20 protein-coding genes are annotated in these 24,302 nt (G+C 60.6%); 9 read left to right on the top strand and 11 right to left on the bottom strand.

Going from position 1 to position 24,302, the window contains the following annotated elements; translation table 11 throughout:
* Nucleotides 1-67: 67 nt before the first annotated feature.
* The gene (locus HKK57_RS25700) at nucleotides 68-1,378 is read right to left on the bottom strand and encodes a C4-dicarboxylate transporter DctA (protein ID WP_029294804.1); all 1,311 of its coding nucleotides are present in this window, start codon (nucleotides 1,376-1,378) and stop codon (nucleotides 68-70) included.
* Between the two features lie 232 nt (nucleotides 1,379-1,610).
* Between HKK57_RS25700 and HKK57_RS25695 the strand changes: the two genes are divergently transcribed.
* Nucleotides 1,611-2,285, top strand: coding sequence for a DNA-3-methyladenine glycosylase I (locus tag HKK57_RS25695; RefSeq protein WP_169391090.1), 675 nt, complete (start codon nucleotides 1,611-1,613; stop codon nucleotides 2,283-2,285).
* 3 nt (nucleotides 2,286-2,288) lie between these two features.
* On the opposite strand, the gene HKK57_RS25690 is transcribed toward HKK57_RS25695, so the two are convergent.
* On the bottom strand, nucleotides 2,289-2,696 hold the full coding sequence (locus HKK57_RS25690; RefSeq protein WP_070995939.1) for a cupin domain-containing protein: 408 nt from the start codon (nucleotides 2,694-2,696) through the stop codon (nucleotides 2,289-2,291).
* An 83-nt stretch (nucleotides 2,697-2,779) separates the two neighbouring features.
* A complete protein-coding gene (gene pdxR / locus HKK57_RS25685; RefSeq protein WP_169391089.1) occupies nucleotides 2,780-4,213 on the bottom strand; it encodes a MocR-like pyridoxine biosynthesis transcription factor PdxR in 1,434 nt (477 codons plus the stop codon).
* Nucleotides 4,214-4,375: 162 nt separating this feature from the next.
* Here pdxR and HKK57_RS25680 point away from each other — a divergent pair, with 162 nt between their 5' ends.
* From HKK57_RS25680 to HKK57_RS25670, 3 genes are all read left to right on the top strand, one after another.
* Nucleotides 4,376-4,816, top strand: a complete 441-nt coding sequence (locus HKK57_RS25680) for a carboxymuconolactone decarboxylase family protein (protein ID WP_169391088.1) — start codon at nucleotides 4,376-4,378, stop codon at nucleotides 4,814-4,816.
* Between the two features lie 118 nt (nucleotides 4,817-4,934).
* Complete coding sequence (locus tag HKK57_RS25675) at nucleotides 4,935-8,300, top strand: calcium-binding protein (protein WP_169391087.1); 3,366 nt, start codon at nucleotides 4,935-4,937, stop codon at nucleotides 8,298-8,300.
* Nucleotides 8,301-8,318: 18 nt separating this feature from the next.
* Nucleotides 8,319-10,064: a hypothetical protein gene (locus tag HKK57_RS25670; RefSeq protein ID WP_169391086.1), complete on the top strand. Its 1,746-nt coding sequence runs from the start codon at nucleotides 8,319-8,321 to the stop codon at nucleotides 10,062-10,064.
* Nucleotides 10,065-10,295: 231 nt separating this feature from the next.
* On the opposite strand, the gene HKK57_RS25665 is transcribed toward HKK57_RS25670, so the two are convergent.
* The 6 genes from HKK57_RS25665 to HKK57_RS25640 form a co-directional block, all read right to left on the bottom strand.
* On the bottom strand, nucleotides 10,296-11,063 hold the full coding sequence (locus HKK57_RS25665) for an SDR family oxidoreductase (protein ID WP_070995936.1): 768 nt from the start codon (nucleotides 11,061-11,063) through the stop codon (nucleotides 10,296-10,298).
* Nucleotides 11,064-11,079: 16 nt separating this feature from the next.
* On the bottom strand, nucleotides 11,080-12,147 hold the full coding sequence (locus HKK57_RS25660; protein ID WP_029294820.1) for a phosphotransferase family protein: 1,068 nt from the start codon (nucleotides 12,145-12,147) through the stop codon (nucleotides 11,080-11,082).
* Nucleotides 12,148-12,276: 129 nt separating this feature from the next.
* Entirely contained in the window at nucleotides 12,277-13,230 is a 954-nt protein-coding gene (locus tag HKK57_RS25655; protein ID WP_029294822.1) for a 2-hydroxyacid dehydrogenase, read from the bottom strand.
* Between the two features lie 146 nt (nucleotides 13,231-13,376).
* Nucleotides 13,377-13,808 (bottom strand): hypothetical protein, encoded by a 432-nt coding sequence (locus HKK57_RS25650; protein ID WP_169391085.1) that lies wholly within the window; start codon nucleotides 13,806-13,808, stop codon nucleotides 13,377-13,379.
* A 63-nt stretch (nucleotides 13,809-13,871) separates the two neighbouring features.
* Complete coding sequence (locus tag HKK57_RS25645; protein ID WP_169391084.1) at nucleotides 13,872-14,366, bottom strand: DUF4822 domain-containing protein; 495 nt, start codon at nucleotides 14,364-14,366, stop codon at nucleotides 13,872-13,874.
* A gap of 283 nt (nucleotides 14,367-14,649) precedes the next feature.
* Complete coding sequence (locus tag HKK57_RS25640) at nucleotides 14,650-14,862, bottom strand: hypothetical protein (protein ID WP_169391083.1); 213 nt, start codon at nucleotides 14,860-14,862, stop codon at nucleotides 14,650-14,652.
* Between the two features lie 342 nt (nucleotides 14,863-15,204).
* Between HKK57_RS25640 and HKK57_RS25635 the strand changes: the two genes are divergently transcribed.
* Complete coding sequence (locus HKK57_RS25635; RefSeq protein WP_029294830.1) at nucleotides 15,205-16,482, top strand: HAAAP family serine/threonine permease; 1,278 nt, start codon at nucleotides 15,205-15,207, stop codon at nucleotides 16,480-16,482.
* A 392-nt stretch (nucleotides 16,483-16,874) separates the two neighbouring features.
* Here HKK57_RS25635 and acnB read toward each other — a convergent pair whose 3' ends face one another.
* A complete protein-coding gene (acnB, locus tag HKK57_RS25630) occupies nucleotides 16,875-19,484 on the bottom strand; it encodes a bifunctional aconitate hydratase 2/2-methylisocitrate dehydratase (RefSeq protein WP_029294832.1) in 2,610 nt (869 codons plus the stop codon).
* 395 nt (nucleotides 19,485-19,879) lie between these two features.
* On the opposite strand from acnB, the gene HKK57_RS25625 reads away from it, so the two are divergent.
* A complete protein-coding gene (locus tag HKK57_RS25625) occupies nucleotides 19,880-20,350 on the top strand; it encodes a DUF1289 domain-containing protein (protein WP_029294834.1) in 471 nt (156 codons plus the stop codon).
* Between the two features lie 148 nt (nucleotides 20,351-20,498).
* Here the strand turns inward: HKK57_RS25625 and HKK57_RS25620 are convergent, their stop codons facing one another.
* The gene (locus tag HKK57_RS25620) at nucleotides 20,499-21,362 is read right to left on the bottom strand and encodes a universal stress protein (RefSeq protein WP_070995003.1); all 864 of its coding nucleotides are present in this window, start codon (nucleotides 21,360-21,362) and stop codon (nucleotides 20,499-20,501) included.
* A gap of 157 nt (nucleotides 21,363-21,519) precedes the next feature.
* Here HKK57_RS25620 and HKK57_RS25615 point away from each other — a divergent pair, with 157 nt between their 5' ends.
* From HKK57_RS25615 to HKK57_RS25605, 3 genes are all read left to right on the top strand, one after another.
* A complete protein-coding gene (locus HKK57_RS25615) occupies nucleotides 21,520-22,122 on the top strand; it encodes a tRNA-(ms[2]io[6]A)-hydroxylase (protein WP_029294839.1) in 603 nt (200 codons plus the stop codon).
* A 149-nt stretch (nucleotides 22,123-22,271) separates the two neighbouring features.
* Nucleotides 22,272-22,979 carry a winged helix-turn-helix domain-containing protein gene (locus HKK57_RS25610; RefSeq protein WP_029294841.1) on the top strand — a complete coding sequence of 236 codons (708 nt, stop codon included), beginning with the start codon at nucleotides 22,272-22,274 and terminating at the stop codon, nucleotides 22,977-22,979.
* A gap of 4 nt (nucleotides 22,980-22,983) precedes the next feature.
* Nucleotides 22,984-24,267 (top strand): ATP-binding protein, encoded by a 1,284-nt coding sequence (locus tag HKK57_RS25605; RefSeq protein WP_154907422.1) that lies wholly within the window; start codon nucleotides 22,984-22,986, stop codon nucleotides 24,265-24,267.
* The last annotated feature ends 35 nt before the right edge of the window (nucleotides 24,268-24,302 follow it).

The following is a 24,302-nucleotide window of genomic DNA, read 5'->3' as shown; positions in this document are numbered from 1 at the left end:
ACTGGATGCGCGCGGTGCCTTGAAGTTTTTCGCAAACAAGCTCGCTCCTACAGTGTGTGGGGAAGGTTCAGAACTCCTGATGAACCGGCAGCACCGGTTTCTTGGCCTGGAACGCATACCCTTGCTGCCCATCGAGCACCTTGTTGGCCCGTTGGATATCAATGTCCTTTTCCCAGCGGGCAATGGCGACGGTGGCTACGCAGTTGCCGATCAGGTTGGTCAGCGCCCGGCCGATCCCCATGAACCAGTCCACCGCCAACACCAGCACCAGGCCCACCACCGGGATGGCGGGGATGGCAGTGAGGGTTGCCGCCAGAATCACCAGGGCCGAGCCCGGTATGCCGTGGGCGCCCTTGGAGGTAATCAGCGATACCAGCAGGATGGTCAGCAGGTCGGTCATCGACAATGGCGTACCGGTGGCGTTGGCGATAAACACGATGGCCAGGGTCAGGTAGATCGAAAAACCATCGAGGTTGAACGAGTAACCGGTGGGGATCACCAGGCCGACGGTGGAACTGCCAATGCCCAGGTGCTCCAGTTTACGCATGATCTGTGGCAGCACGGCGTCGGATGAGGCGGTGCCCATCACGATCAGCAGTTCTTCGCGCAGGTATTTGAGCAGCGGCAACATCCGCAGGCCCGAAAACCGCATCACGGCGCCGAGGATTATGGCGACGAAGGCCATGCACGTGAGGTAGAACAAACCCACCAGGCTGCCCAGGTGTTGCAGCGAGTCCAGGCCGTAAGTGCTGGTGGTAAAGGCGATGGCACCAAATACACCAATCGGCGCCAGGCGCACGATCATGCCCATGATGCGGAAGATCACATGGCTCAACTCATTGATCAGTCGCGAAATGCCCGAGGCCGCTTCACCCACCAGGTTCAGCGCGCTGCCAAACAGCACCGAGAACAACAGCACCTGCAACACGTTGTTGTCGGCAAAGGCGCCGATCACCGAGTTGGGGATCAGGTCCATCAGGAACTGGCTGGTGCCCTTGATATGCTGGCCGCGATCCGCCAATTCATTGAGGCCGGCAGATGACAACTGCTCCAGGTGGATATTGGCCCCGCTGCCGATCCCGGTACTGAAGGCCAGCACCAGGCCAAGCACCAGAGCGATAGTGGTGAGGATTTCAAAGTAGATCACCGACTTGAGGCCGATGCGCCCGACCTTCTTCAGGTCCCCGGCCCCGGAGATGCCGCTGACCACCACACAGAACACGATCAGGCCGATCAGCATCTTGATCAGCTTGATAAAGCCGTCACCCAGGGGTTTGAGTTGTGAGGAGAATTCGGGAAGGGCCAGGCCACAAGCGATGCCGAGCATCAGGCCTATGACGACTTGCAGGAAAATCGAACGCGAGCACCATCTGAGCATGGGAAGGATCTCTATTCGGTGCCCTGGTGGGTCCAGGGCTTAATTGTTGTGGTCTGACCGGTAAGTCCAGTGCGTGGCCAGTCTACGCCCGGTTTTTTGCAAACTACAAGGGGGAAGTGGAGTGTTTAGGATGTCCGGTCTTACCAGTTGCTCGGTAAGCGTGATGCTTGAGCGGTTGGCGGCGTGGAATTTTTTTCGCTTATCATGCGGCGATTGGCCGTTGAGGTGATAAATGGATAAGCCAGGACTGACGACGGATGAAACGGGGCTGACCCGTTGTACATGGCGCACGGCCGCCGCCCAATACCCCGATTATCACGATCACGAGTGGGGCGTGCCGGTTGCCGATGACATTGCGTTGTACGAGAAGATCTGCCTGGAAGGCTTCCAGGCCGGCTTGGCGTGGATCACCATCCTGCGCAAACGCGAGCACTTTCGCCGGGCGTTCGAGGGTTTTGATTTTCGCCAGGTGGCGCAATACACCGAGCGCGATGTCGAGCGCTTGATGGCCGATCCGGGCATCGTGCGCAACCGCGCCAAGATTCTCTCAGCCATCAACAACGCACGCCGCGCCTGTGAACTGGTGGCAGAAAGCGGTTCGCTGGCGTCCTGGCTATGGGCCTTTGAACCGACTGCCGATGAGCGGCCAGCGGTGGTGGACCTGGCTTACTGGACGGGCAATCCCACCTCGCCGGCTTCGGTGCGCTTGTCCAAGGCCTTGAAGAAACGCGGCTGGACATTCGTGGGGCCGACGACGATGTACGCGTTCATGCAGGCCATGGGAATGGTCAATGACCACCTGGAAGGCTGCGCCTGCCGGCAGCCGATCGAAGAACTGCGGCGCCAGTTCAAGCAAGCCCCTGTGGCGAGCGGGCTTGCCACAGGGGCTCTACAAGCCAGCGTCTAGCAATCAGTTCTGCGCTGGCAGGGGCGTCAGCACATCAGCCTTGTCATCCAGAACCATCACCACCAGCAACCTGGCCGGCTGGGTCTGGCTGGCATTGCTGGATTCGAAGTGGCGCGAGCCGGCCGGTTCGTAGAACGATTGCCCGGCCTTGTAGGTAATGGCCGGTTCATCGTTGACCCGCGAGGTGATTTCACCCTCCAGTACATAAGCCACCGCCGTGCCGGTGTGGCTGTGGGGGACGGTGGCCTGGCCCGGTGCGTAGTCCACGGTGAGCATGATGGTTTTTTTGCCAGGCACGTTGCTCAAGGCATGCTCTTGCAGGACCTTGATCGATTCCTGGTTGTAGACCGGCTCATGGGCAAAGGCGCTTAGCGAAGCCAGCAGGAGGGTAGTGCCGAGCAGTATTTTCATGGTGCAGTTCTCCAGGGTTGCAGACCCCATCACCCTACGCCCGGCACCGTGGCGCACCTATAGCCAATCCTCTGGAAAACCCCTTAGCCAATCTGCTGGAGGATATCGCGCACCTTGTCCAGCGATGGGTCGATATCCAGGGTCTCGATGGCCCCAAAGCCGATAATCAGGCCGCACCGCACCGGTGCTTCATGAAAAAACACGTCCAGTGGGTACAGCCCGACTTCCACTTGGCGCGCCAGTTCGATCAGCAAGGGAATGTTTACTGCCCCCTTGCACAGCGCTGCCAGGTGGAACCCGGCTACGCTGGGCACGGCTTCGAACCAGGGTGACAAGTCGCCGGCCAGGCGGCTGAGGATGCGCTCGCGGCGGGTAGCGTAGACGGTGTGACAGCGCCGAATGTGCTTGAGCAGGTAGCCTTCGCTGATGAACTTGGCGAGTGCCCATTGCGGCAGTGTCGAGGTGTGCTGGTCGGTCAGTTGCTTGGCCTTGACCACCGCGCCATGGATCGCCGGCGGCAGTACTGCATAACCCAGGCGCAGGTCCGGCAGCAGGGTTTTGGAGAAGGTCCCGACGTAGGCCACAATGCCGCGTTCGTCCATGCTTTGCAGGGAGTGGGTGGGTCGGCCTTCGTAGCGGAAATCACTGTCGTAGTCGTCTTCGATGATGATCGCGCCCAATTCCAGCGCGCGTGCCAGCAGCGCCTCGCGACGTGCCTGGCTCATGGGCATGCCAAGGGGGAACTGGTGTGAAGGCGTCACGTAGATCAGCCGTGTGCCCTGGGGAATCTGCGTGACCTGAATACCTTCGGCATCCACCGGCACGCTGGCCACCGTTGCCCCTACGGCCTCGAACATCAAGCGGGCGGGGGTGTAGCCGGGGTCTTCCATGGCCACTAGACTGCCCGGTTCCAGTACCACTCGGGCGATCAGGTCCAAGGCTTGCTGGGCGCCATTGCACACCACAATGTCGGTGTCGCGGCAGTTGACCCCCCGGGAAAATGCGATGTGCCCGGCGATCGCGCTACGCAGGGCCGGCAGGCCTTCGGGTTGGCTATAGAACCCGCTGTTCTGGGCAGTGCGGCGCAAGGCGTCGAGGGTGCAGCGCCGCCATTCGTCCTGGGGGAACAGGCTGCGGGTGGTGGCGCCGCCGATGAACTCGCACCGCAAGGTGCCGTCGCGGGTCGGATGGCGCATGGGCGAGGGCAGCGCCTGCCATTTGGCCAAGTGCGCGGCGCAGGCCAGGTCGGCATCGTCCTGGCGCCGGGCAGGGCGGTTTGCCTGACTGTTGACGAAGGTGCCACGGCCAATCTTCCCCACCAGCAGCCCTTCATAGGTCAGCAGCGCATAGGTGTCGGAGACGGTCTTGCGCGACACCCCCAACTGCTCGGCCAGCAGGCGGCTGGGCGGCAGCTGCGCACCCGAGGCCAGGCGCCCGGACTGGATGGCCGCGAGCAATTGCCGATACAGTTGTTCGGCCAGATCCTTGCGGCCATTGATGACGACGTGCAGTTCCATGGAGCATCCCGAGGCGGTCAGACTGCGCCCAGATTACCCGCAACAGTGGGGCGCGCCTACGGCCAAGGCGGTCTAGGCATAAAGCGCCACTTTGGCTATAGGGCACGGGCCGGCACGGTCTTAAGCTGGCGGCCATCGTCTTTGCCCATCGAGGCCGCCCCTATGCAACCGCGTCTGGATTACTACACGGCTTCGCCCCAAGCGCTTAAAGGCATGATGGTGCTCGAGGCGACGTTGTTCGAGCTGTCCATCGACAGGCCTTTGCTTGACCTGATAAGGATCCGCGTCTCGCAACTGAACCACTGTGGGTTTTGCAGTGACATGCATGCCATGGCGGCGTTGGCGCGGGGCGAAAGCACGCGGCGTCTTTTGGCGTTGTGCGTATGGCGTGATTCGCCGCTGTTCACTCGCCGCGAACAACTTGCCCTGGCGTGGAGCGAGGCCACGGCGTTGCTGGCGTGTGCAGGCGTGCCGGATGCGCTGTTCGCCGCCGCCCGTGCCGAGTTCGGCGAGCAGGCCCTGGTGGACCTGACCATGGCGGTTACGACCATCAGCGGCTGGAACCGCCTGGCCGTCGCCTTTGGCCAGTTGCCGCCAGAATAAGCCCACCCGGATAAAGATCTACCGCTGCGGCGCTTGTGGCCCGTAGCACCATCGCCCTATGCCTGGCACTTGTTGCCAGCAAACCATGTGACCCACGTCATGGCATAGGGAAAGACTCATGACTCAACCTGATACACCCGCAGTGGACGCACCTTTGGCGCTGGCCGATCTGGATGCCCGGCTGGGGGATCTGCTGGTCGGTGTTTTACCGGTTCGCCGTACCGTCCTGGCTCAAATGGGCGCGCAGATAAACGGCAAGCCCATCAACGTGCACCACCTGGCTGGGCGCGAGGCCGACCAGACGCTGCTCGATTCGATCCGCTTTGCGGCGCCGCAGCTCAAGGCATTCCTGGGCACGGACGCCACCGTCAGTGACAGCAGCGCCAGCCTGCTGTTCGAGTTCGCCGCATTACGCTCAACCCCGGCCAAGCCGCTGCTTGAGGGGGCGTCGAGGCTGGACAGCGGTGACACGATGACCCGGCTCGATGACTTGCTGCGCGCCGTGCAGAACACCAACCTCAACCAGGCCCTGCAACGTGAAGGCTTGCCCGCCTGGGTCGACACCCCCCGAAGCCGAACCCTGGAAGCGATGGGGACTGGCTTGCAGGTCTATGGCTATTACAGCGCGATCAACGCCTTGGCCCAGGCCATCAAGACCGGTGATATTCGCCAGACCCTGGCCGCCGGTGGCGAATTGCTCGCCGAGCTGACATCCAGCGCCCTGGAGTTGGCCCTGGAGCGTCTGGGCAAGCGCATGCTGGAGAACGGCGGGCGTGTGTTCAAGGGGTTCTGTGCGAGCAGCGTAGGCCAGTTGTTGCGGCGCGGCGCGGGCCTGTTTGCCCAGGTGTTGACCCTGCCGTTCGACATCTTCAGTGCAGTGCAGTCACTCAATGAGGCGGCGAAGGCCCAGGGCAAAGAGGCGTTGGACCACTACGTCAATGCCGGCTTCAGCCTGGCCAGTGCAGCCCTGGGCGTGGTGCTGGGGATCGCCGCCCTGGCGGGTTTCAGCTATGCCGGGCCATTGGGGATTGCCGCGGCCGTGGTGCTGATTCTCGGGGCGCAGATCTACAGCGCAGTGCGTCAGGTGGATGACATTGACGATTACATCGAACTGACCGTGTCCGAGCGCTTGAGGGCCGGCTGGCTGTCGTTTGCAGGCCGGGAGCTGGACAAGGATGTGCGCGACCGCTACCTGGTGGCGAAGATGGAAAAGCAGCACGCAACCTACCTTACCGGCGTGGCCGAAAAGTGGCTGCGCGGTGCGCTCAAGAGCACCGTACACGCGGTGGTCAATGGGCGGTTCGAAGTGCGCATGATCCCCGTGCGGGAGTGGAAGCACCGTTGGGACGAAGCGGCGGGAGAGCTGCCCTACCGCGATACCACTGGGCCGGCCATCCATGATGGTGATGATGTGGTCGATGCCTCCCATGCCGGCGTCAGCCAACTGCCCGGGGTGGTGCTGGGCAAGCCGTTTACCCACGCTGCGATCCTCTGGCGCCTGGGCGATGGTAACGACAACGTCCAGGGCCTGCTGGAGATGCGCAATATCTTTCAGTTCGGGGCGGGGCACAAACGACTCACGGGTGGCATCCGCGATGACCAGTTCATATTTGAGCTGCCAGCGGATACGTTTGAGGCCGTTGCCACCCCGGGCCCGGCGAGTGAGCTGCACGGTGGCAGCGGCAGTGATGCCTTGCATTTTGGCTACCGCTCCCCTTACGTCGAGGGCATTGAGGGGCTTGCCATCGATCTGCAGGCCGGCAGCGTCACACGGCGCAAGGATGCCGGCCGCAGCGGGCTGTCGAACCAGATAACCCTGGACTCGATCGAGAACGTTGCGACGCCTGCGGGCGTGGCCAGTCACGTCAAGGGTACGGCGCAGGCCAATATCCTGATTGCCGAAGGCAACAACGACCGGATCGAGGCCGGGGCCGGCAATGACACGATCTTCGTCAACGGTACCGATGCCTGGGTCGACGGTGGAACGGGTAGCGACCGCTACGTCATTGCCAGCAACCGGGGCACCGTCACGCTGCACGAGCAGCACTGGCAGGAAGACACGCTGATTGAGCTGGGGTGGGAGCTGTCCAGCATTGCTGACTGGGTGATCCAGGAATGTGCGTTGGTGATCCGCTCCCTGCGCGGCCTCGACGGCGAGTTGCCGGAGCGCTTGGTCAGGATTGAAAACCTCTACCTGCATGAATCCGGCGAGCGGCGCCTGGCCGGTCATAATCTGCGTTTACTGACCGCGGACGGTTACACGTTGGAGCCGGTTCTCCCGCCGTTGCTGAGCGCGCAAGGCGATCAGCCGATCAAGGTGGCTGCCCGCTCGATGAGCCCTGTGCCGACGTTTCAGCGCGTGTTGGCGGGCGGCGAATGGGTGCTGCCATTCGGCCTGTCGACCCGCTGCTTTATCGAGCGCGGCGTGGCCGAAAAGCGTGTGCGGGTTCGAATCGCGGGCGGCGCCACGGCCTGTACCCTGTACCTGGACTACCGCACCGAGGAACTGATCGATGTGGTGGCCGGGTATCGCGTGACCCTGCGCAGCCAAGGCCCGGTCGACACGCTGACTTACAGCGATGTGACCTTGACCCTGACTTTCGCGGACGGCGGCCGCCTGGTCCTGGCCGAGTTCGCCAGCGACCGCGGTGCGGTGCGCGCCGATGTCGCCGCCAATATCCGGGCGGCCAGCCTGAAGCCCGACTGCGAGTGTGTGCTGGTCTTCAACGATGGCATGTCTTATCGGGTTCAACCGTTGCAGCAATCCTACCAGCAAGACCGTGAGCGGCCAGGCTTCAGGCTCTTTGACGGCCGTTCGGCACTGTTGGCGCGGGTTGGCAGCCATGGGTTTTTCCGGCCGCTGAGTGCTAAGGGCGTGTGGCTGCAGGCGCTGCCGCAGACCCTGCGGATCCCGGCTGGGCCCCATCGTCAGACCTATGCGCTGGTGGGGCGCGGGTCGGTGTATGAGGTGCACCCCAGCAGCGGCGCCACCATTGCCCTGTCTACTCCAGGTGCGCTGGCCAAGACCTCGGATGCCTCCACCTGGCAGATCAACACCAGCGGCCTGGATGAGCCCATCGACCACAAGCAGATCATTCTGGCCGAGCACCGGCTCAAGGTGGGCAGCGTGACGCTGATCCTGCCCATCGTCACAGACCCGCAGGTGCCGCTGGAGCAGCTGTATGTGCAGACCCTTGAAGGTGACCGATACGAGATCCGCCTCGATCTGGGCAGCGTTTGCCTGGTGCAACTGGATGCCTCGCGTTACCTGACCATAGCCGAGGTCTGGCAGCAACTGCGCCGCATGCGTCAGCACTCAAGGTTGATGGCGCGCCGCTTGCGGGTGCTCGGTGTGCAGTTGGCGGATGGCACTGACAGCGCGATTGATTACGACGCGCTGCTCGATCGGTGGGTCGCCCACGGTGACCCCACGCGTAGCGTGGCTTCGGCAGACCTGATGCGCATAAGCGTGTCACTCAACTAATACTGGAAAGGGATTTCTATGCAACAGACACCTCATTCACCCCGGCCCGGGCCCTCCAGGCCTGCCCCTCGCGTCGAGGCAGGGAGCGCTGGCGGCCTGGTCAGGGATTTTGGTCCTCAGGGCCGTAGCCCTTTTGCCGAGCGTCAGGCGAGCCGCCCGCTGGTACGCGGCCACGATGCGTCGCTTACAGTGCCGCAAATCAGTGACCTGGACGTGCCGGGACCCATGCCGCCGATGGCCGTGCTGGTCACTGGGTCGCTGCTGCCGGCGCCGAGCGCCGAAGGCGTGTATACCCACAACGGTCGCACTTATCTGGACCTGGAAACCGGCGAGACGGTACTGGTGGTGCGTGACCCGCACACCGGTGAGTGGCGCGAACGCGCGCCTCATCAATTGGCCGCCACGGGCGCGCCGGTGCAGCGGGTTGCGGGCAGTTCGTTGTGGGCCAGGCGCACCGCTGCGGCGCAAGCCCCGGTCTCGTTGCCGACAGCGGTCCCGGCCAGAGGGCGCTTGGACCCGGTGTGGGACCTGCAGCGGTATGACGTCAGCCAAGCGAGCAATGTGCCGCTGTTTCCGATGGCGGGAATGAACGACTTTGTGGTCCAGGGCACGCGTTACTACGTGAATGCGCAGTTCAACTTGAAGGCCTTCAGGATCAAGCAAAGCCATATCCAGCAGCGCGGGCCACACGGCAACTTGCGCCCCAGTGGCTCGTTTGCCGAGGACGGGATTATCCGGCTTTCAGGGCGCGAGCCCCTGACCTATCTGCATGTTGGGGGGGTTACCAGCCGTATCGAGCTCGATAACGTGCGCCAGAAATGGCGGCTGCTCGGCAATGGGGTCGAGGCGATTTACCTGGATACGGGCGGCCATTTGAGTTCCTGGGTGCCGCAGCTTCAATTGCGCGATATCGGCGATATTATTTCGCAGGCGCGCAGGGTGTTGGGCTACACCGGCGTCAGCAGCGACATGAGCCAGGGAGTCATGTCGACCATGGACAAGAACACCTATGTCTATATGCAGCAATATGCCCGGCAACTGATCGGTTCCGAGACGACGGCTATACACCAGGCGCCGGTACGGGATCGGGATCGCATGATTGACGAGCATATCTGGCGCCATGGTTATCCCTATGACCGTTTGCGCCAGGCGATCAGTGCCCAGGCGGATGGTCGCGCCTTGCCGGCGGGCATCGCGCAGTTCGATCCGCTCCAGGGTACGGCAACCGTCAGCGTGCGTGAGGGCGGCAGCTTCAACGTTCAAAGCGTCAGCAGCAACGCCCAGCTTCATTACCCCAGGCGGCGCCGAAGTGATGAACACCAAAGGTTGTTCGAGCAATGGAGTGCGCTTGACATCCACGCCACCAGGCAGCGTGGTGAGGCCAATGAGCGCATGTATCGTCAGATGTTGGTCGAGGATGGCTACCGGATTATTCCAGGAGGCACCTATGGCCGGGGGCAGAACGGTTTTGACCTGGTATTACAAGGGCGAGCGGATGCGATTTATCTGCTGGAAATCAAACATATTCCACCGAGTAACACTAACCGTTTGTCCAGTGTCAGCATGGCGAAGGGGCTGGGGTACTGGCAGATGGAAGACCGCTGGGTAAGCGCGGTATTGGCCCATTCCGAGGCTGCGAACTCACCGGCTGGGGATGCCGTCAGGCACGCGCTGGGCAATCAACAGCTATTCAAGCTAGTCGGCGCCACGGCACCCAATGGCACTCAGTATGTGTTCAAGATTGATATGAGCCCGGTGCGTTAGAGGGGAGGTGGTGGGGGGAGAGCGCTGTTGTGGCAAAGGCGGCTATGGAGAAGGGGGGGGCTTGCTGTGGCGAGGGGGCTTGTCCCCCGCTGGGCTGCGCAGCAGCCCCAAAACCTGCACCCTCGGTTGATCTGACACGTTTCGGTGATCCTATTGGGGCTGCTGCGCAGCCCAGCGGGGGACAAGCCCCCTTGCCACATAAGCTCCACCTCGCCGCACAAGCCGCCGGTGTCAGGACAGGAAGCCGCCATCGACGTTCAGCGACACACCGGTGGTGTAGGTCGAGGCGTCGCTGGCCAGGTAGAGCACGGCGCCGGCCATTTCGCTTGGGTCGGCCACGCGCTTGAGTGGGATCTGTGCCAGGGCCATGTTGAGGATCGATTCGTTCTTGACCAGTGCCGAGGCAAATTTGGTGTCGGTCAGGCCCGGCAGCAGGGCGTTGCAGCGAATACCGAACTGCGCACACTCCTTGGCGAAGACCTTGGTCATATTGATCACGGCGGCCTTGGTCACCGAGTAGATACCCTGGAAATGCCCGGGGGAAATACCGTTGATCGAGGCCACGTTGATGATGCTGCCACCCCCGTTTTCACGCATCAGCTTGCCGGCTTCCACCGACATGAAGAAATAACCACGGATGTTCACGTCGACGGTTTTCTGGAAGGCGCCCAGGTCGGTGTCCAGTACGTTGCAGAACTGCGGGTTGGTCGCGGCATTGTTGACCAGGATGTCCAAGCGCCCGAATTGCTCGCGGATGCCGGCAAACACCTGGGTGATCTGCTCCATCTCACCGATGTGGCAGGCAATGGCCGTAGCCTTGCCACCGGCGGCGATGATCGCGTCGGCCACGTGTTGGCAGCCATCGATCTTGCGGCTCGACACAATCACATGGGCGCCTTGCTGGGCCAGCAACTTGGCAATGGCCTCACCGATGCCACGGCTGGCGCCGGAGACAAAAGCAATCTTGCCGTCGAGGTCGAACAGGTTGGTCTTGGACATGGTGGTTCCTTGTCGGTCAAAGCGTGGATTTGTGGATGACGTTCAGGCTCATCTGCTCCAGCAGCTTGTTCATCTGGATGAACTGCGCAAAGCGTTTGTCCTGGGTCTGGCCATGGAAGAAGCGGTAGTAGATCTGCTGCACGATGCCGGCCAGGCGAAACAGGCCGTAGGTGTAGTAGAAGTCGAAATTGTCGATCTGGATGCCGGCGCGCTCGGCGTAATAATCGACAAACTGGCGGCGGGTGAGCATGCCGGGCGCGTTGCTCGGCTGGCGGCGCATCAGTTGCACGGGCGCAGGGTCGGCGGCTTCGATCCAATAGGCGAGGCTGTTGCCCAGGTCCATCAGCGGATCACCGAGGGTGGTCAGTTCCCAGTCCAGCACGCCGATGATTTGCATCGGGTTGTTGGGGTCGAGGATCACGTTGTCGAAGCGATAGTCGTTGTGCACGATGCTGGAGGTCGGATGATCAGCCGGCATCTTGTCGTTGAGCCAGGCGCGCACGGCTTCCCATTTCGGGGCGTCGGGGGTCAGGGCTTTTTCGTAGCGATCGCTCCACCCGCTGATCTGGCGTGCCACATAACCTTCGGGTTTGCCCAGGTCGGCCAGGCCGCAGGCGTGGTAGTCGACTTGGTGCAGTTCGACGAACTTGTCGATGAAGCTTTTGCACAGGGCTTCGGTGCGCCCGGCGTCCAGACCCAGCTCCGGCGGCAGGTCCGAGCGCAGGATGATGCCCTTGACCCGCTCCATCACATAGAACTCGGCGCCGATCACCGATTCGTCGGTGCAGTGCAGGTAGGCCTTGGGGCAGTAGGGGAAACCGTCCTTGAGTTGGTTCAGGATGCGGAATTCGCGGCCCATGTCATGGGCGGACTTGGCCTTGTGGCCAAAGGGCGGGCGACGCAGGACGAACTCCTGGTCAGGGTACTCAAGCAGGTAGGTCAGGTTGGAGGCGCCCCCCGGAAACTGGCTGACTTTTGCGCTGCCGGTCAGGCCTGGGATATGGGCCTTGAGGTAGGGGTCGATGAGGCTGGCATCCAGTTCTTCGCCAGGGCGAATCTGGGTGGATTGGTCATTGAGCGCCATGCTTATCCCTTCTGCTTATTCTTGAGGCCTTGGACTATTGGCTAATCTAATGCGCACAGCCGGCCCGCCACAAGGCTGGCACGGCTTAATAGGTTAGCGTGTTGGATGATAATCAGCGTGCCTGATCGGTCACTTTTCGGGCGCCGGCAAGGCGACTGGCGTGAGTACCGGGCGCCCGGCGAAGTACTCCACCAGATTGTCCGCCACCCGTTGCACGGTGTCATGGGCCGCTTCCGGCGACAGCCCGGCCACATGCGGGGTGAGGACTGTGTTGTTGAGGCGCTTGAGGCCGTCCGGCACGTTGGGCTCGTCATCGAACACATCCAGCGCCGCGCCGCCGATGCGTCGTTGTTCCAGGGCGTTGATGAGGTCGGCGGTGACAATCACGCTGCCGCGGGCAATGTTCACCAAAAAACCGTGGGGCCCGAGGGCGTCCAGCGCCTGACGGTCGATCAAGTGACGGGTGCCCGGCCCGCCGGGCGTGGCAATCACCAGAAAGTCCGAGTTGCGCGCCAGTTCTACCGGTGTGGCGCAGTAGGTGTAGTCCACATCGCTGCGGGGCTGGCGGCTGTGGTAACTGATCTGCATGTCAAAACCCAGCGCAGCGCGCTGGGCGATCGCCATGCCGACCGCGCCCAGGCCCAGGATCCCCAGTTGCTTGCCCGAAAGGGACGGGCGCATGACCTTCGGCCATTCACTGCGCCGTACCGCTGCGTCGGCGCGGGGGATGTCACGTACCAGTGACAGCAGCAGCGCCATGGCGTGGTCCGCCACCGAAGGGGCGTTCACGCCGGCACCGTTGGTGACGACGATGCCCCGGTTGCTCGCAGCCTGCAGGTCGACCTGCTCATAGCCAGCGCCGATCACGCAAATGATTTCCAGCAGCGGCAGGGCGGCGATTTCCTCGGCATGCAACCCCAAAGGGCCACGGGTCAGCACAGCCTTGATCTGCGTGCCATGGGCCTTGATGGCCTGGGCGCGTTCGGCGGGCGTCGGCGCGAGGATCACATGAAAGTCATTGCTCTCGATGATGTGCAGGTATTCGTTGATGGTTTCAACCAGGACCAGAACAGTGGCGGACATGGGGCAGCTCTTGTTGTGGGGTTTGAGACCGGGATTATGCGGCATTTTTTAAGTACGAAATGCCAGCGGGTGGAAGATCTTTATTTGATGGGAGCTCTTTAGATGGGGATGACAGCGCCTGAAGACGCTGTGCATCGATTCCGGTGCTACTGGGCTTGCCTCGCCTTGTTCCGTTCCGCCTGGGCGATGTCCTTGAAATCATAGGTAGGGAAAAACTCGGTCCGGTAGGGGCCCCATGCGGTGTTTTCCAATGCGAGGTTGACCGCCGACAGACGAGAGGCGGGCAGGCGCAGGACGATGACTTGTCCGATACCCATGGTGATGTTCCAACTGACGACCTCTACCCCCTCCGGTGGAAAGACTTTATAGAACTCCTGCCTGGCGAGTTGCGCTCTTAGTTCACTTAATGGTCGGGATTGATCATGTTTTAGAAAGACCGTCAGCATGATTGCATTGTCTTTTGTCGCGGCAGGTGCACTTGCGGCTTGGGTGGCTGTGGGTTGTGCATTGGCACAGCCGATAAGTAGAGCAAAAAACCCTACCATGGATATTAAGAGTGACTTGAGTTGAGTCTTCATAGAGTGGGTCTTTTTGTTGTTTTCGTAAGTTGTTGGAAAGTGTATTCAATAGATGAAGAATATTCAGTGAGAGGTGGTGGTTTTTATCGGGCCTTTGTAAGGTGCGTGAACCACGTAGATGCGGACTTTCTCGTTGGTTTCGACCATGTCGCGCGGCACCTCCCGCGAATAGGTGAATTCTTCGTGATTGAGGGTTTCAAGTCGCCTGACCACTGTTCTGGTCGGGCCTTTGTCAGGGATCAGGATGTGAGTCTTTTTGTCGCCCGTAACAAGGAAGTAACCGCCACCGCCATTATCGTATTTTGACAGCCCGGTGTCGGCGTAGAAGAACTCGTAGCGATTGCGCTCGGGGTCCCACATGGATATGCCTACTACGCCTGGGTACTTGTCCTTGACGTCAACGTGGGGGGCGCCCTCTATATAAACGTTGGTGGTCAGCCATTGAGGGGATGAAGCGAATGCGCGGATATCGGCGTTTGTCGGTTGCGCTTGGCTGGCGAGTGGGGTGAACAGGGTCATAAGAAAAAGCCCGGTAAATATACAGTTGTATTTTTTCATTGAATTATTCCTGTATGGAGTTGAGGGCGTTACCGGCGATGCACTGCTTGGAAGCAATAGCGGAAGAATTAGGTCTGCTGAGAGCATCTATCAATGCTTGGGTGTATGTTTGTAATAAATTCAGCGATGTTGAAAAGTTGCGTTTTGTTTGTTTTGAAGTTGTGCGTGGGAAGCTTCCTAGAGTTAAGTTGTTGTTTCCTAAAATTTCGCTTTTTAATATGAATGATGTTTAAGGCAGGAAGTGCGTCGCGGGCTGAAGCGCCGCGACGTCACTTGATGAGACTCAGCCGATTCTTGGGAAGGGAATCAGGGAGGTGCGTGGTTTTTGCGCCTGAAACTCGACACCATTGAAGCTGAAGGTGTTGGGGTTATGTTGTGGTTGCCCGGGCTGGGGCTGTTGGTCGGGTTGGTGTGATGCGACGAATTGGCTGATGGTGTCCGCCAGTAGGCCGGTATTGAAGAAGGATTGCTGATTGTTAGATGCAATTGAGGTCATTTTGAGTGCTCCAGGTACGAGGGAAGGTGGTGAACGTGACACGCCTTTTATAGCGTGCAGCGTTGTGTGGTGGTGCTGGTGCATCGCGTTCCCGAAACAACAAACCAAGACATACAAATACGCATCGGTAGCAGTCTTCAGGCGGGCTGCATATGGGGGCTGGAGGGGCCTCCTCAGAGGCTGAAGTTGTCGGCGTGACTTTTTTGCAGGCTCTGCATTCGTCAGCTAAGTCTTTGCTTATGCAGGCGAATCCCGGACAATCGCGCCCCTGTTACGGTCGTGGCGCTGCCTGTCAGGTTTTTCTGACTCGTCGCGATCGTATGAAAGCGGAGAACCGAGCGGATGAATGATCAGGCCAATAGCGTCGATGAACGCTACGCAACGACACCTGTAACCCTCACGGGCTGGAGCCGCCAGGACACGACCTGGATGCTTGGCCTGTTCGGCACGGCGATTGGCGCCGGTACTTTGTTTCTACCCATCAACGCTGGCCTGGGCGGCTTCTGGCCGTTGCTGATCCTCGCGCTGCTGGCGTTCCCGATGACTTATTACGCGCACCGTGGCCTGACGCGCTTTGTATTGTCGGGCCGTGCAGGCTCGGACATCACCGAGGTGGTTGAAGAACACTTCGGCATCAAGGCCGGGGCGTTGATCACCTTGCTGTACTTCTTCGCGATCTTCCCGATCCTGCTGATCTACAGCGTGGCGTTGACCAATACGGTTGGCAGCTTCATGTCGCACCAACTGCACATTGAGCCGCCGCCACGGGCGCTGTTGTCGTTTGTGCTGATCCTGGGCCTGCTGGGCGTGGTGCGTTGCGGCGAACAGGTGATCGTCAAGGCCATGAGCCTGATGGTGTATCCGTTTATTGTCGCCTTGCTGTTTCTGGCGGTGTACCTGGTGCCGCACTGGAACGGCGGCATTCTCAGCACCGCCAGCACTGTGCCTGCACCGTCGGCGCTGCTGCATACGATGTGGCTGGCGATTCCGGTGATGGTGTTCTCGTTCAACCACTCGCCGATCATCTCGGCCTTCGCCGTTGACCAGAAACGCCAGTACGGCGCCCACGCCGAAGAGCGCAGCTCGCAGATCCTGTCCCGCGCCCACCTGTTGATGGTGGCGATGGTGATGTTCTTCGTATTCAGCTGCGTGCTGACCTTGTCGCCGGGCCAACTGGCCGAAGCCAAGGCGCAGAACCTGTCGATCCTGTCCTACCTGGCCAACCACTTCGATAACCCGACCATCGCCTTTGCGGCGCCATTGATTGCGTTCGTGGCAATTGCCAAGTCGTTCCTGGGCCACTACATCGGCGCCAGCGAAGGCCTCAAGGGCCTGATCGTCAAGAGCGGCCGCCGCCCGGGTGCCAAGGCCCTGGACCGCATGACTGCGGGCTTCATGCTGGTGGTGTGCTGGATCGTGGCCACCCTGAACCCAAGCATCCTGGGAATGATCGAGGCCCTGGGTGGGCCGATCATCGCCTCGATCCTGTTCCTGATGCCGATGTACGCGATTCGCAAGGTACCAGCCATGGCCAAATACCGTGGGCAGGCGTCCAATGTGTTTGTTACGGCGGTAGGTCTGGTGGCGATCACAGCGGTGGTGTACTCGCTGTTGGCCTAAGCCCCAAGGCGGTACAGCGCTAAAAGGTGGTTTTGTGTGGGAGCGGGCTTGCCCGCGATAGCGGTGGGTCAGCTGGACGCATAGGTGACTGACCCACCGCTATCGCAGGCAAGCCAGCTCCCACATTTGTTTTGTGGCATGTCCAAAATTCCCAGCCTCGCCGCGATCCCCTGCGGTGGGTCAGTTAGACGTATAGGTGATTGACCCACCGCTATCGCAGGCAAGCCAGCTCCCACATTCGTTTTGTAGCGTGTCCAAAATTCCCTGCCTCGCCGCGACACCCTGTGGGAGCGGGCTTGCCCGCGATGAGGCCACAACAGCCCCACATTTCTCCAGGCATAAAAAAACGCCGCGTACCTTGCGATACGCGGCGTTTTTTGTGTCAGCAGACCTTAGGCTTGAACCACCGGAATGTTGGCACTTGCAGCGATTTTACGGAACTCGGCGATCTGGTCGAAGTTCAGGTAGCGGTAGACATCACTGGCCATGGTGTCCAGTTTGGCCGCGTAGCCCATGTACTCTTCGACGGTAGGCAGGCGACCCAGCGTGGAAGCGACTGCCGCCAGCTCAGCCGAGGCCAGGTAGACGTTCGCGCCATCACCCAGACGGTTCGGGAAGTTACGGGTCGAAGTCGACACTACGGTGGAGTTCGGCTCTACACGTGCCTGGTTACCCATGCACAGCGAGCAGCCCGGCATTTCCATGCGCGCGCCAGCCTTGCCGTAGATGCCGTAGTAGCCTTCTTCGGTCAGTTGGTGAGCGTCCATCTTGGTCGGCGGCGACAGCCACAGACGGGTTGGCAGCTGGCCCTTGACCTGCTCCAGCAACTTGCCGGCAGCGCGGAAGTGACCGATGTTGGTCATGCACGAACCGATGAACACTTCGTCGATCTTCTCGCCAGCAACGCTGGACAGCAGACGGGCGTCATCCGGGTCGTTCGGCGCGCAGAGGATTGGCTCGTTGATTTCGGCCAGGTCGATTTCGATGACTTCGGCGTATTCGGCGTCGGCATCGGCTTCCATCAGCTCAGGGTTGGCAACCCAGGCTTCCATCGCTTGGGCACGACGTTCCAGGGTACGCGCATCACCGTAGCCTTCACCGATCATCCAGCGCAGCAGGGTGATGTTGGAGTTCAGGTACTCGGTGACGGAGTCTTTCGACAGCTTGATGGTGCAACCGGCAGCCGAACGTTCGGCCGAGGCGTCGGACAGCTCGAAAGCCTGCTCCAGCGTCAGGTCGTTCAGGCCTTCGATTTCCAGGATGCGACCAGAGAAGGCGTTTTTCTTGCCTTTTTTCTCAACGGTCAGCAGGCCGGACTGGATCGCGTAGTAAGGAATGGCATGAACCAGGTCACGCAGGGTGATGCCAGGTTTCATTTTGCCTTTGAAGCGCACCAGGATCGATTCCGGCATGTCCAGTGGCATCACGCCAGTGGCTGCGGCGAACGCGACCAGGCCAGAACCGGCCGGGAACGAGATGCCCATCGGGAAACGGGTGTGGGAGTCACCACCGGTACCTACGGTGTCCGGCAGCAGCATGCGGTTCAGCCAGCTGTGGATGATGCCGTCGCCTGGACGCAGCGATACACCGCCACGGGTCATGATGAAGTCAGGCAGGGTGTGGTGGGTGGTCACGTCGATCGGCTTTGGATAGGCCGCGGTGTGGCAGAAGGACTGCATCACCAGATCGGTGGAGAAGCCCAGGCACGCCAGGTCTTTGAGTTCGTCACGGGTCATAGGACCGGTGGTGTCCTGGGAGCCGACGGTGGTCATCTTCGGTTCGCAGTACGTACCTGGACGAACGCCTTTGCCTTCTGGCAGGCCACAGGCCTTGCCGACCATCTTCTGGGCCAGGGTGAAACCCTTGCCAGTGTCGACAGGTGCTTCAGGCAGCTTGAACAGGTCGGTAGGGCCCAGGCCCAGCTCGGCGCGGGCCTTGTCGGTCAGGCCACGGCCGATGATCAGTGGGATACGGCCGCCGGCACGTACTTCATCCAACAGGACCGGGGTCTTCATTTCGAAGGTGGTCAGGACTTCATCGGTGCCGTGCTTGCAGACTTTGCCAGCATGCGGGTACAGGTCGATCACGTCGCCCATGTGCATGTTGGTAACGTCGAATTCGATTGGCAGTGCGCCAGCATCTTCCATGGTGTTGTAGAAGATTGGAGCGATCTTGCTACCGAAGCAGAAGCCGCCAGCGCGCTTGTTAGGCACGTAGGGAACGTCGTCGCCGAAGAACCACAGTACCGAGTTGGTTGCCGACTTACGGGACGAACCGGTACCGACTACGTCACCGACGTAGGCGATCGGGAAGCCCTGGCCGCGCATTTCTTCGATCTGCTTCATCGGGCCGGTCTTGCCTTGCTCGTCCGGCACGATGCCTTCACGGGCCATTTTCAGCATGGCCAGGGCGTGCAGCGGGATGTCAGGACGGGACCAGGCATCGGGAGCAGGGGACAGGTCGTCGGTGTTGGTTTCGCCGGTGACCTTGAATACACGCAGGCTGATCTTGTCGGCCAGGGTCGGGCGGTTCTTGAACCACTCGCCGTCGGCCCAGGACTGGATCACTTCCTTGGCGTGCTGGTTGCCGTTCTTGGCTTTTTCCGCGACGTCGTGGAAAGCATCGAACATCAGCAGGGTGTGCTTGAGCTGGGCAGCTGCAACGGCGGCCAGTTCGGCGTCGTCCAGCAGTTCGACCAGCGTCACGATGTTGTAGCCGCCTTGCATGGTGCCGAGCAGTTCAACAGCGCGCTTTTTGTCGATCAGGGGAGAAGAAACTTCGCCCTTGGCCAGGGCAGACAGGAAACCGGCCTTGACGTAGGCAGCTTCGTCAACGCCTGGTGGAATGCGGTTGGTGATCAGGTCAACGAGGAACTCTTCTTCGCCAGCCGGGGGATTTTTCAGCAGCTCGACCAGGCCTGCGGTTTGTTCGGCGTTTAGCGGCTGGGGAACGATACCCAGGGCTGCACGCTCTTCGATATGTTTGCGGTAGGCTTCAAGCACAGTTATTACCCTCATCAGTGGTCCCACGGGACGCTCATCCAGACATGCACGGCACGCATGCGCTCGAGGGCTTTTTGAGCCGTAGAGCCAGCGCTGCCGGCATTTCTCACAGAAGCTGCTTTCAAAGTTTTACGCCTGCAGAACGGAGCTGATGAGGGTTGGTGCTGGTTATTTAAAGGTTAAACAACCAGCGCCAACACCGTTCTGAAGGAACGACTGTGCTCGTGACGCTTTGAAAACAGCTTCCAACGGATTATTTGGCGCCTTACAAGGCCGGATGATTCTACGGCAAAAATTTTCTAAAGGTAAGTTGCCGCAGCAAGTTTGCAGGGTGATGAACCTTAGACAAAGGGCTAACATGGGCCACTGTTTCGCTGATTTGTGCGCTGCCACCCATGTCCAACCAAACCATCAAGACCCCTTGCATCGGCCTGTGCTCCACGGTTTACGGCGATCTCGTGTGCCGGGGCTGCAAGCGTTTCCACCACGAAGTGATCCAGTGGAACGGCTATGGAGAGGAAGAAAAACGTGCCGTATGGCTGCGGCTTGAGCAACTGCTGGTGCAGGTGATGGCGGGCAAACTGGAGGTTTTCGATCCCAAACAGCTGCGTTGGCAGTTGGAGCAGCGCAAAATCCGCTTTGTGCCGCACCAGTCCGAATACTGCTGGGCCTACCAGTTGATCGCCCGGGGGGCGCGGGTGATCAACAACCTGGAAGCCTATGGGATGGTGCTGATGCCGGAGTTTCGCGACTGGAACCTGCCGGAACTGCGCGATGCCATTGATCGGGAATTTTTTATCCTGTCCGAGGCGCATTACCAGCGCTACATCGCCCCTGGGTTCCTCAAGGATGCACTTTCTGGCTGACGACACCGATCAAAATGTGGGAGCGGGCTTGCCCGCGATGGCGTCCGTTCAGGCAGAGATGTATCAGATGACCCACCGCCATCGCAGCGGTGCGGCGATCCGACAAGCCAGCCCCTACAATTGATTTTCATTGGCCGAGGGATGGGTATCAGGGCTTGTTGGCCAGTTCCTCCAGGTGATCGATGATGCTCTGGGGCTTAAGCACCAGCACATCGCTCTCCAGCGCATCCAGCACCACTTCCGCCGTGTTGCCGATCAGCGCCCCGGAAATCCCGGTACGCGCCACGGTGCCAATGATTGTGACCGCCGCGCGCAATTTATGGGCGGCATGGGGAATCAATACATCGGCCGGGCCTTCTTCGATGTGCAGGCGGTTGTCATCGATGTCGAATTCGGCCTGGAAGGCCTTGCACTGCTCGCGATAGCGGGCTTCGATGGTTTCTTTGAGTTGGAACACCGGATCAGCGGCCGACAGCATGGGCGACGGATGGGCGCTGATCACATGCAATTGGCCCTTGGCCAGGCTGGCAATGTCAAAGCCATGATCGACAATGGCGGCGTGCAGGGATTTATGCTCGTTGTCGAGGTTGCCCACGTCGATGGCCGCCAGGATCACCCCGTCGGTCCACGGGGTCGCGGTCTTGACCAACAGCACTGCCGCCGGGCACAAGCGCAGCAGCTTCCAGTCGTCGGGTGTCAGTAGGGCCTTTTTCAGCGGGCTGTCGGGGTAGTGCTGCTTGATCACCAGTGCGCACCCTTCGGCTTGCTGCACGGCGATGATGGTTTCGTGCCGATTGTTTTTCCAGGCCAGTTCGGTGCTGACGCTATAGCCGTCTGCCAACAGTTGTTCCTTCAGCAAGCTCAACAATGCCGAATGCTCATGTTTTGGATCGCATACCAGCAAATGCAAGTGTGCGTCGGTCACCCCGGCGATCAGCTTGGCGCGCTTGAGGGCCAGGCTCTCCGAGTGTTCGGGCTCGATGATCACGAGGATTCTGCCAATATCGTTCATGAGCGGGATCTCCAAGGGTGGAAAGGACAGGGCGTGGAACAACTATAGTTGTTGCCCGCCGTACGGCATGTTGATGCACATCAAGGCCCGTGACTGGTGGTCTGCAGCGGGGTCGGTATAATCGGCGGCCTTTTGTGATCCTTTGCCCGTGAGCCCGATGAACCTGCCCGAAATCCATGAATTCCTCGGTTGCCGCACCCCCGATGCCTGGGTCCAGGCCGCACTGGCCGACCAGGAAACCCTGCTGATCGACCACAAGAACTGCGAGTTCAAGGCCGCCAGCACTGCCCTGAGCCTGATTGCCAAGTACCACTCCCATGTCGACCTGATCAACATGATGTCGCGCCTGGCCCGCGAAGAACTGGTGCACCATGAGCAAGTCATGCGCCTGATGAAAAAGCGCAAGATCGAGCTGCGCCAGTTGCATGCCAGTCGCTATGCCTCGGGTCTACGCAAGGTGGTGCGCAGTCACGAACCGGTCAAGCTGGTGGACACCCTGGTGGTGGGCGCTTTTATCGAAGCGCGCAGTTGCGAGCGTTTCGAAGCACTGGTGCCACATTTGGACGAAGAACTCGGCAAGTTCTACTTTGGCTTGCTGAAAAGCGAGGCGCGGCATTTTCAGGGTTATCTGAAGCTGGCTTATCAGTATGGTGATGCCAAGGACGTTGCCCAGGTGATCGAGCGGGTCCGCGCCGCCGAGCAGGAGTTGATCGAATCGCCGGACGTCGAGTTCCGTTTCCACAGCGGCGTACCGGCCTGATCGTGAAAGACTGCGGGCTATTTGTAAAAAACTCTTAAAAACATGAAGTTTGCGTCGAAGCCCCGCAGTAAGGGGCTCTGCATGCGCTTGTGGAGCGCGGTTGCCCACTATAATGCGCGCACTTCAATCGGCGCGCGCAGTGGAAACTTATGGAAAACTTGGGTCTGGGCAAGGTCTTGCTCGTTGAGGACGATGAGAAGCTGGCAGGGCTGATCGAGCATTTCCTGGCACAGCATGGCTTTGACGTGCGCGTGGTGCACCGGGGCGATGAAGCCTTGGCGGCGTTCCTGGCCTTCAAGCCGAAGATCGTCGTGCTCGACCTGATGCTGCCGGGCCAGAGTGGCCTGCATGTGTGCCGCGAGATCCGCAATGTGTCCGACACACCCATCGTGATCCTCACCGCCAAGGAGGATGACCTGGACCATATCCTCGGCCTGGAATCCGGCGCCGATGACTACGTGATCAAACCGATCAAACCACCCGTACTGCTGGCACGCCTGCGCGCCTTGCAGCGCCGCCATCTGCCGGAGCCGACGGTGCGCGGCTCGCTGGCGTTCGGCCAACTGGCGATTGACCGCAGTTGCCGGGGCGTGAGCCTGGGTGATGAGAAGATCGACCTGACCACCATGGAGTTCGAGCTGCTGTGGTTGCTGGCCAGCAGCGCGGGGAAGATCCTCTCGCGCGACGATATCCTTAACCGTATGCGCGGGATTGCCTTTGATGGGCTCAACCGCAGTGTCGATGTGTATATCAGCAAGCTGCGCAGCAAACTCAACGACAACCCCCGAGAACCCGTGTGCATCAAGACCATCTGGGGCAAGGGCTACCTGTTCAATCCGTTTGCCTGGGAGGTCTAGCCAGATGCTGCGCCTGTTTCTGCGCCTGTACATCATCCTGGCCCTGGGGTTGGCGGGGGCGATCTGGCTGGTGAACTACACCTTCGACGAATTGCTGCCCGAAGCCAACGAAACCTACAACCGTGAAGCCATGCGCGGCCCGGCCTACGGCCTGGTTGAGCAGTTGCGTCCGTTGCCGCCCGGGCCGGCCCGCGAGGCGCGGCTGGCCGAGCTGCAAAAGCACTATGGCTTGCGCCTGGGGTTTATTGACCGCGACGCAGCCGGCCTTGACCCCCGCGAGCAACAGTTGCTGGCTGATGGCAAGTTGGTGGTGCGCGGCGATTTCATGGAGTTCATCACTGAAATCGACGGCGGCGCGCAGTTGCTTGAGGTCAAGCTGCCGGTGGAACCACGCTGGCTGTATCTGTGGGCCTACAGCTTGTTGGGCTTGTGCCTGGCCATCGTCCTGTATTTCTGGGTGCGCCCGCACTGGCGTGACCTTGAGCACATCCGCCTGGCGGCCCAGCGTTTTGGTGACAATGACCTGGGCTCGCGCATCCTGTTGCCGCGTCGCTCCACCGTGCGTGAGTTGGCCGGGCACTTCAACCAGATGGCCGAGCGCATCGAGCACTTGATCGCCAACCAGCGTGAGCTGACCAACGCGGTGTCCCATGAATTGCGCACACCGATTGCGCGCTTGTCGTTTGAGCTCGATCAACTCAAGCAGGAAGCGGACCCGCGCCAGAGCCGCGCGCTGATTGGCGACATGTACGCCGACCTTGGCGAGCTGGAAGACATGGTTTCCGAGCTGTTGACCTACGCCAGCCTTGAGCGTGGTGCCACCCAAGTCACCCGCGAGAACATCGAGGCCCAAAGCTGGCTCGACAGTGTGATCGGCAGCGTCGCCCTGGAAGCGGAAGCGGAAGGCGTGCAGTTGTCACTGCGTACCTGTGAAGTGGAGTTCATCCAGATCGAGCCACGGTTTATGGCGCGCGCCGTGATCAACCTGCTGCGCAATGCCATTCGTTACGCCGAGCATCGGGTGGAGGTGTCGTTGGTCAAATTCGGCAGTGGCTATGAGGTACGCGTCTGCGATGACGGCCCCGGCGTACCCGAGGACGGCCGCGAGAGAATCTTCCAGCCGTTTACGCGCCTGGACGCCAGCCGCGACCGCCGCACCGGCGGCTTTGGCCTGGGCCTGGCGTTGGTCCAGCGGGTCAGCCAGTGGCATGGCGGGCAGGTGCAGGTGTTGGACTCGCAGTGGGGCGGGGCGTCGTTTCGCATGACTTGGGCCTACACCGATCTGTAGATGCCGACCGGCCGATTGTGGCAAACGGGCTGTTG

Source organism: Pseudomonas sp. ADAK21, assembly GCF_012935735.1.
Lineage (GTDB): Bacteria > Pseudomonadota > Gammaproteobacteria > Pseudomonadales > Pseudomonadaceae > Aquipseudomonas > Aquipseudomonas proteolytica.
Note: the sequence above shows the minus strand (reverse complement) of the source record. Positions and strands in the feature narration are given on the sequence as shown.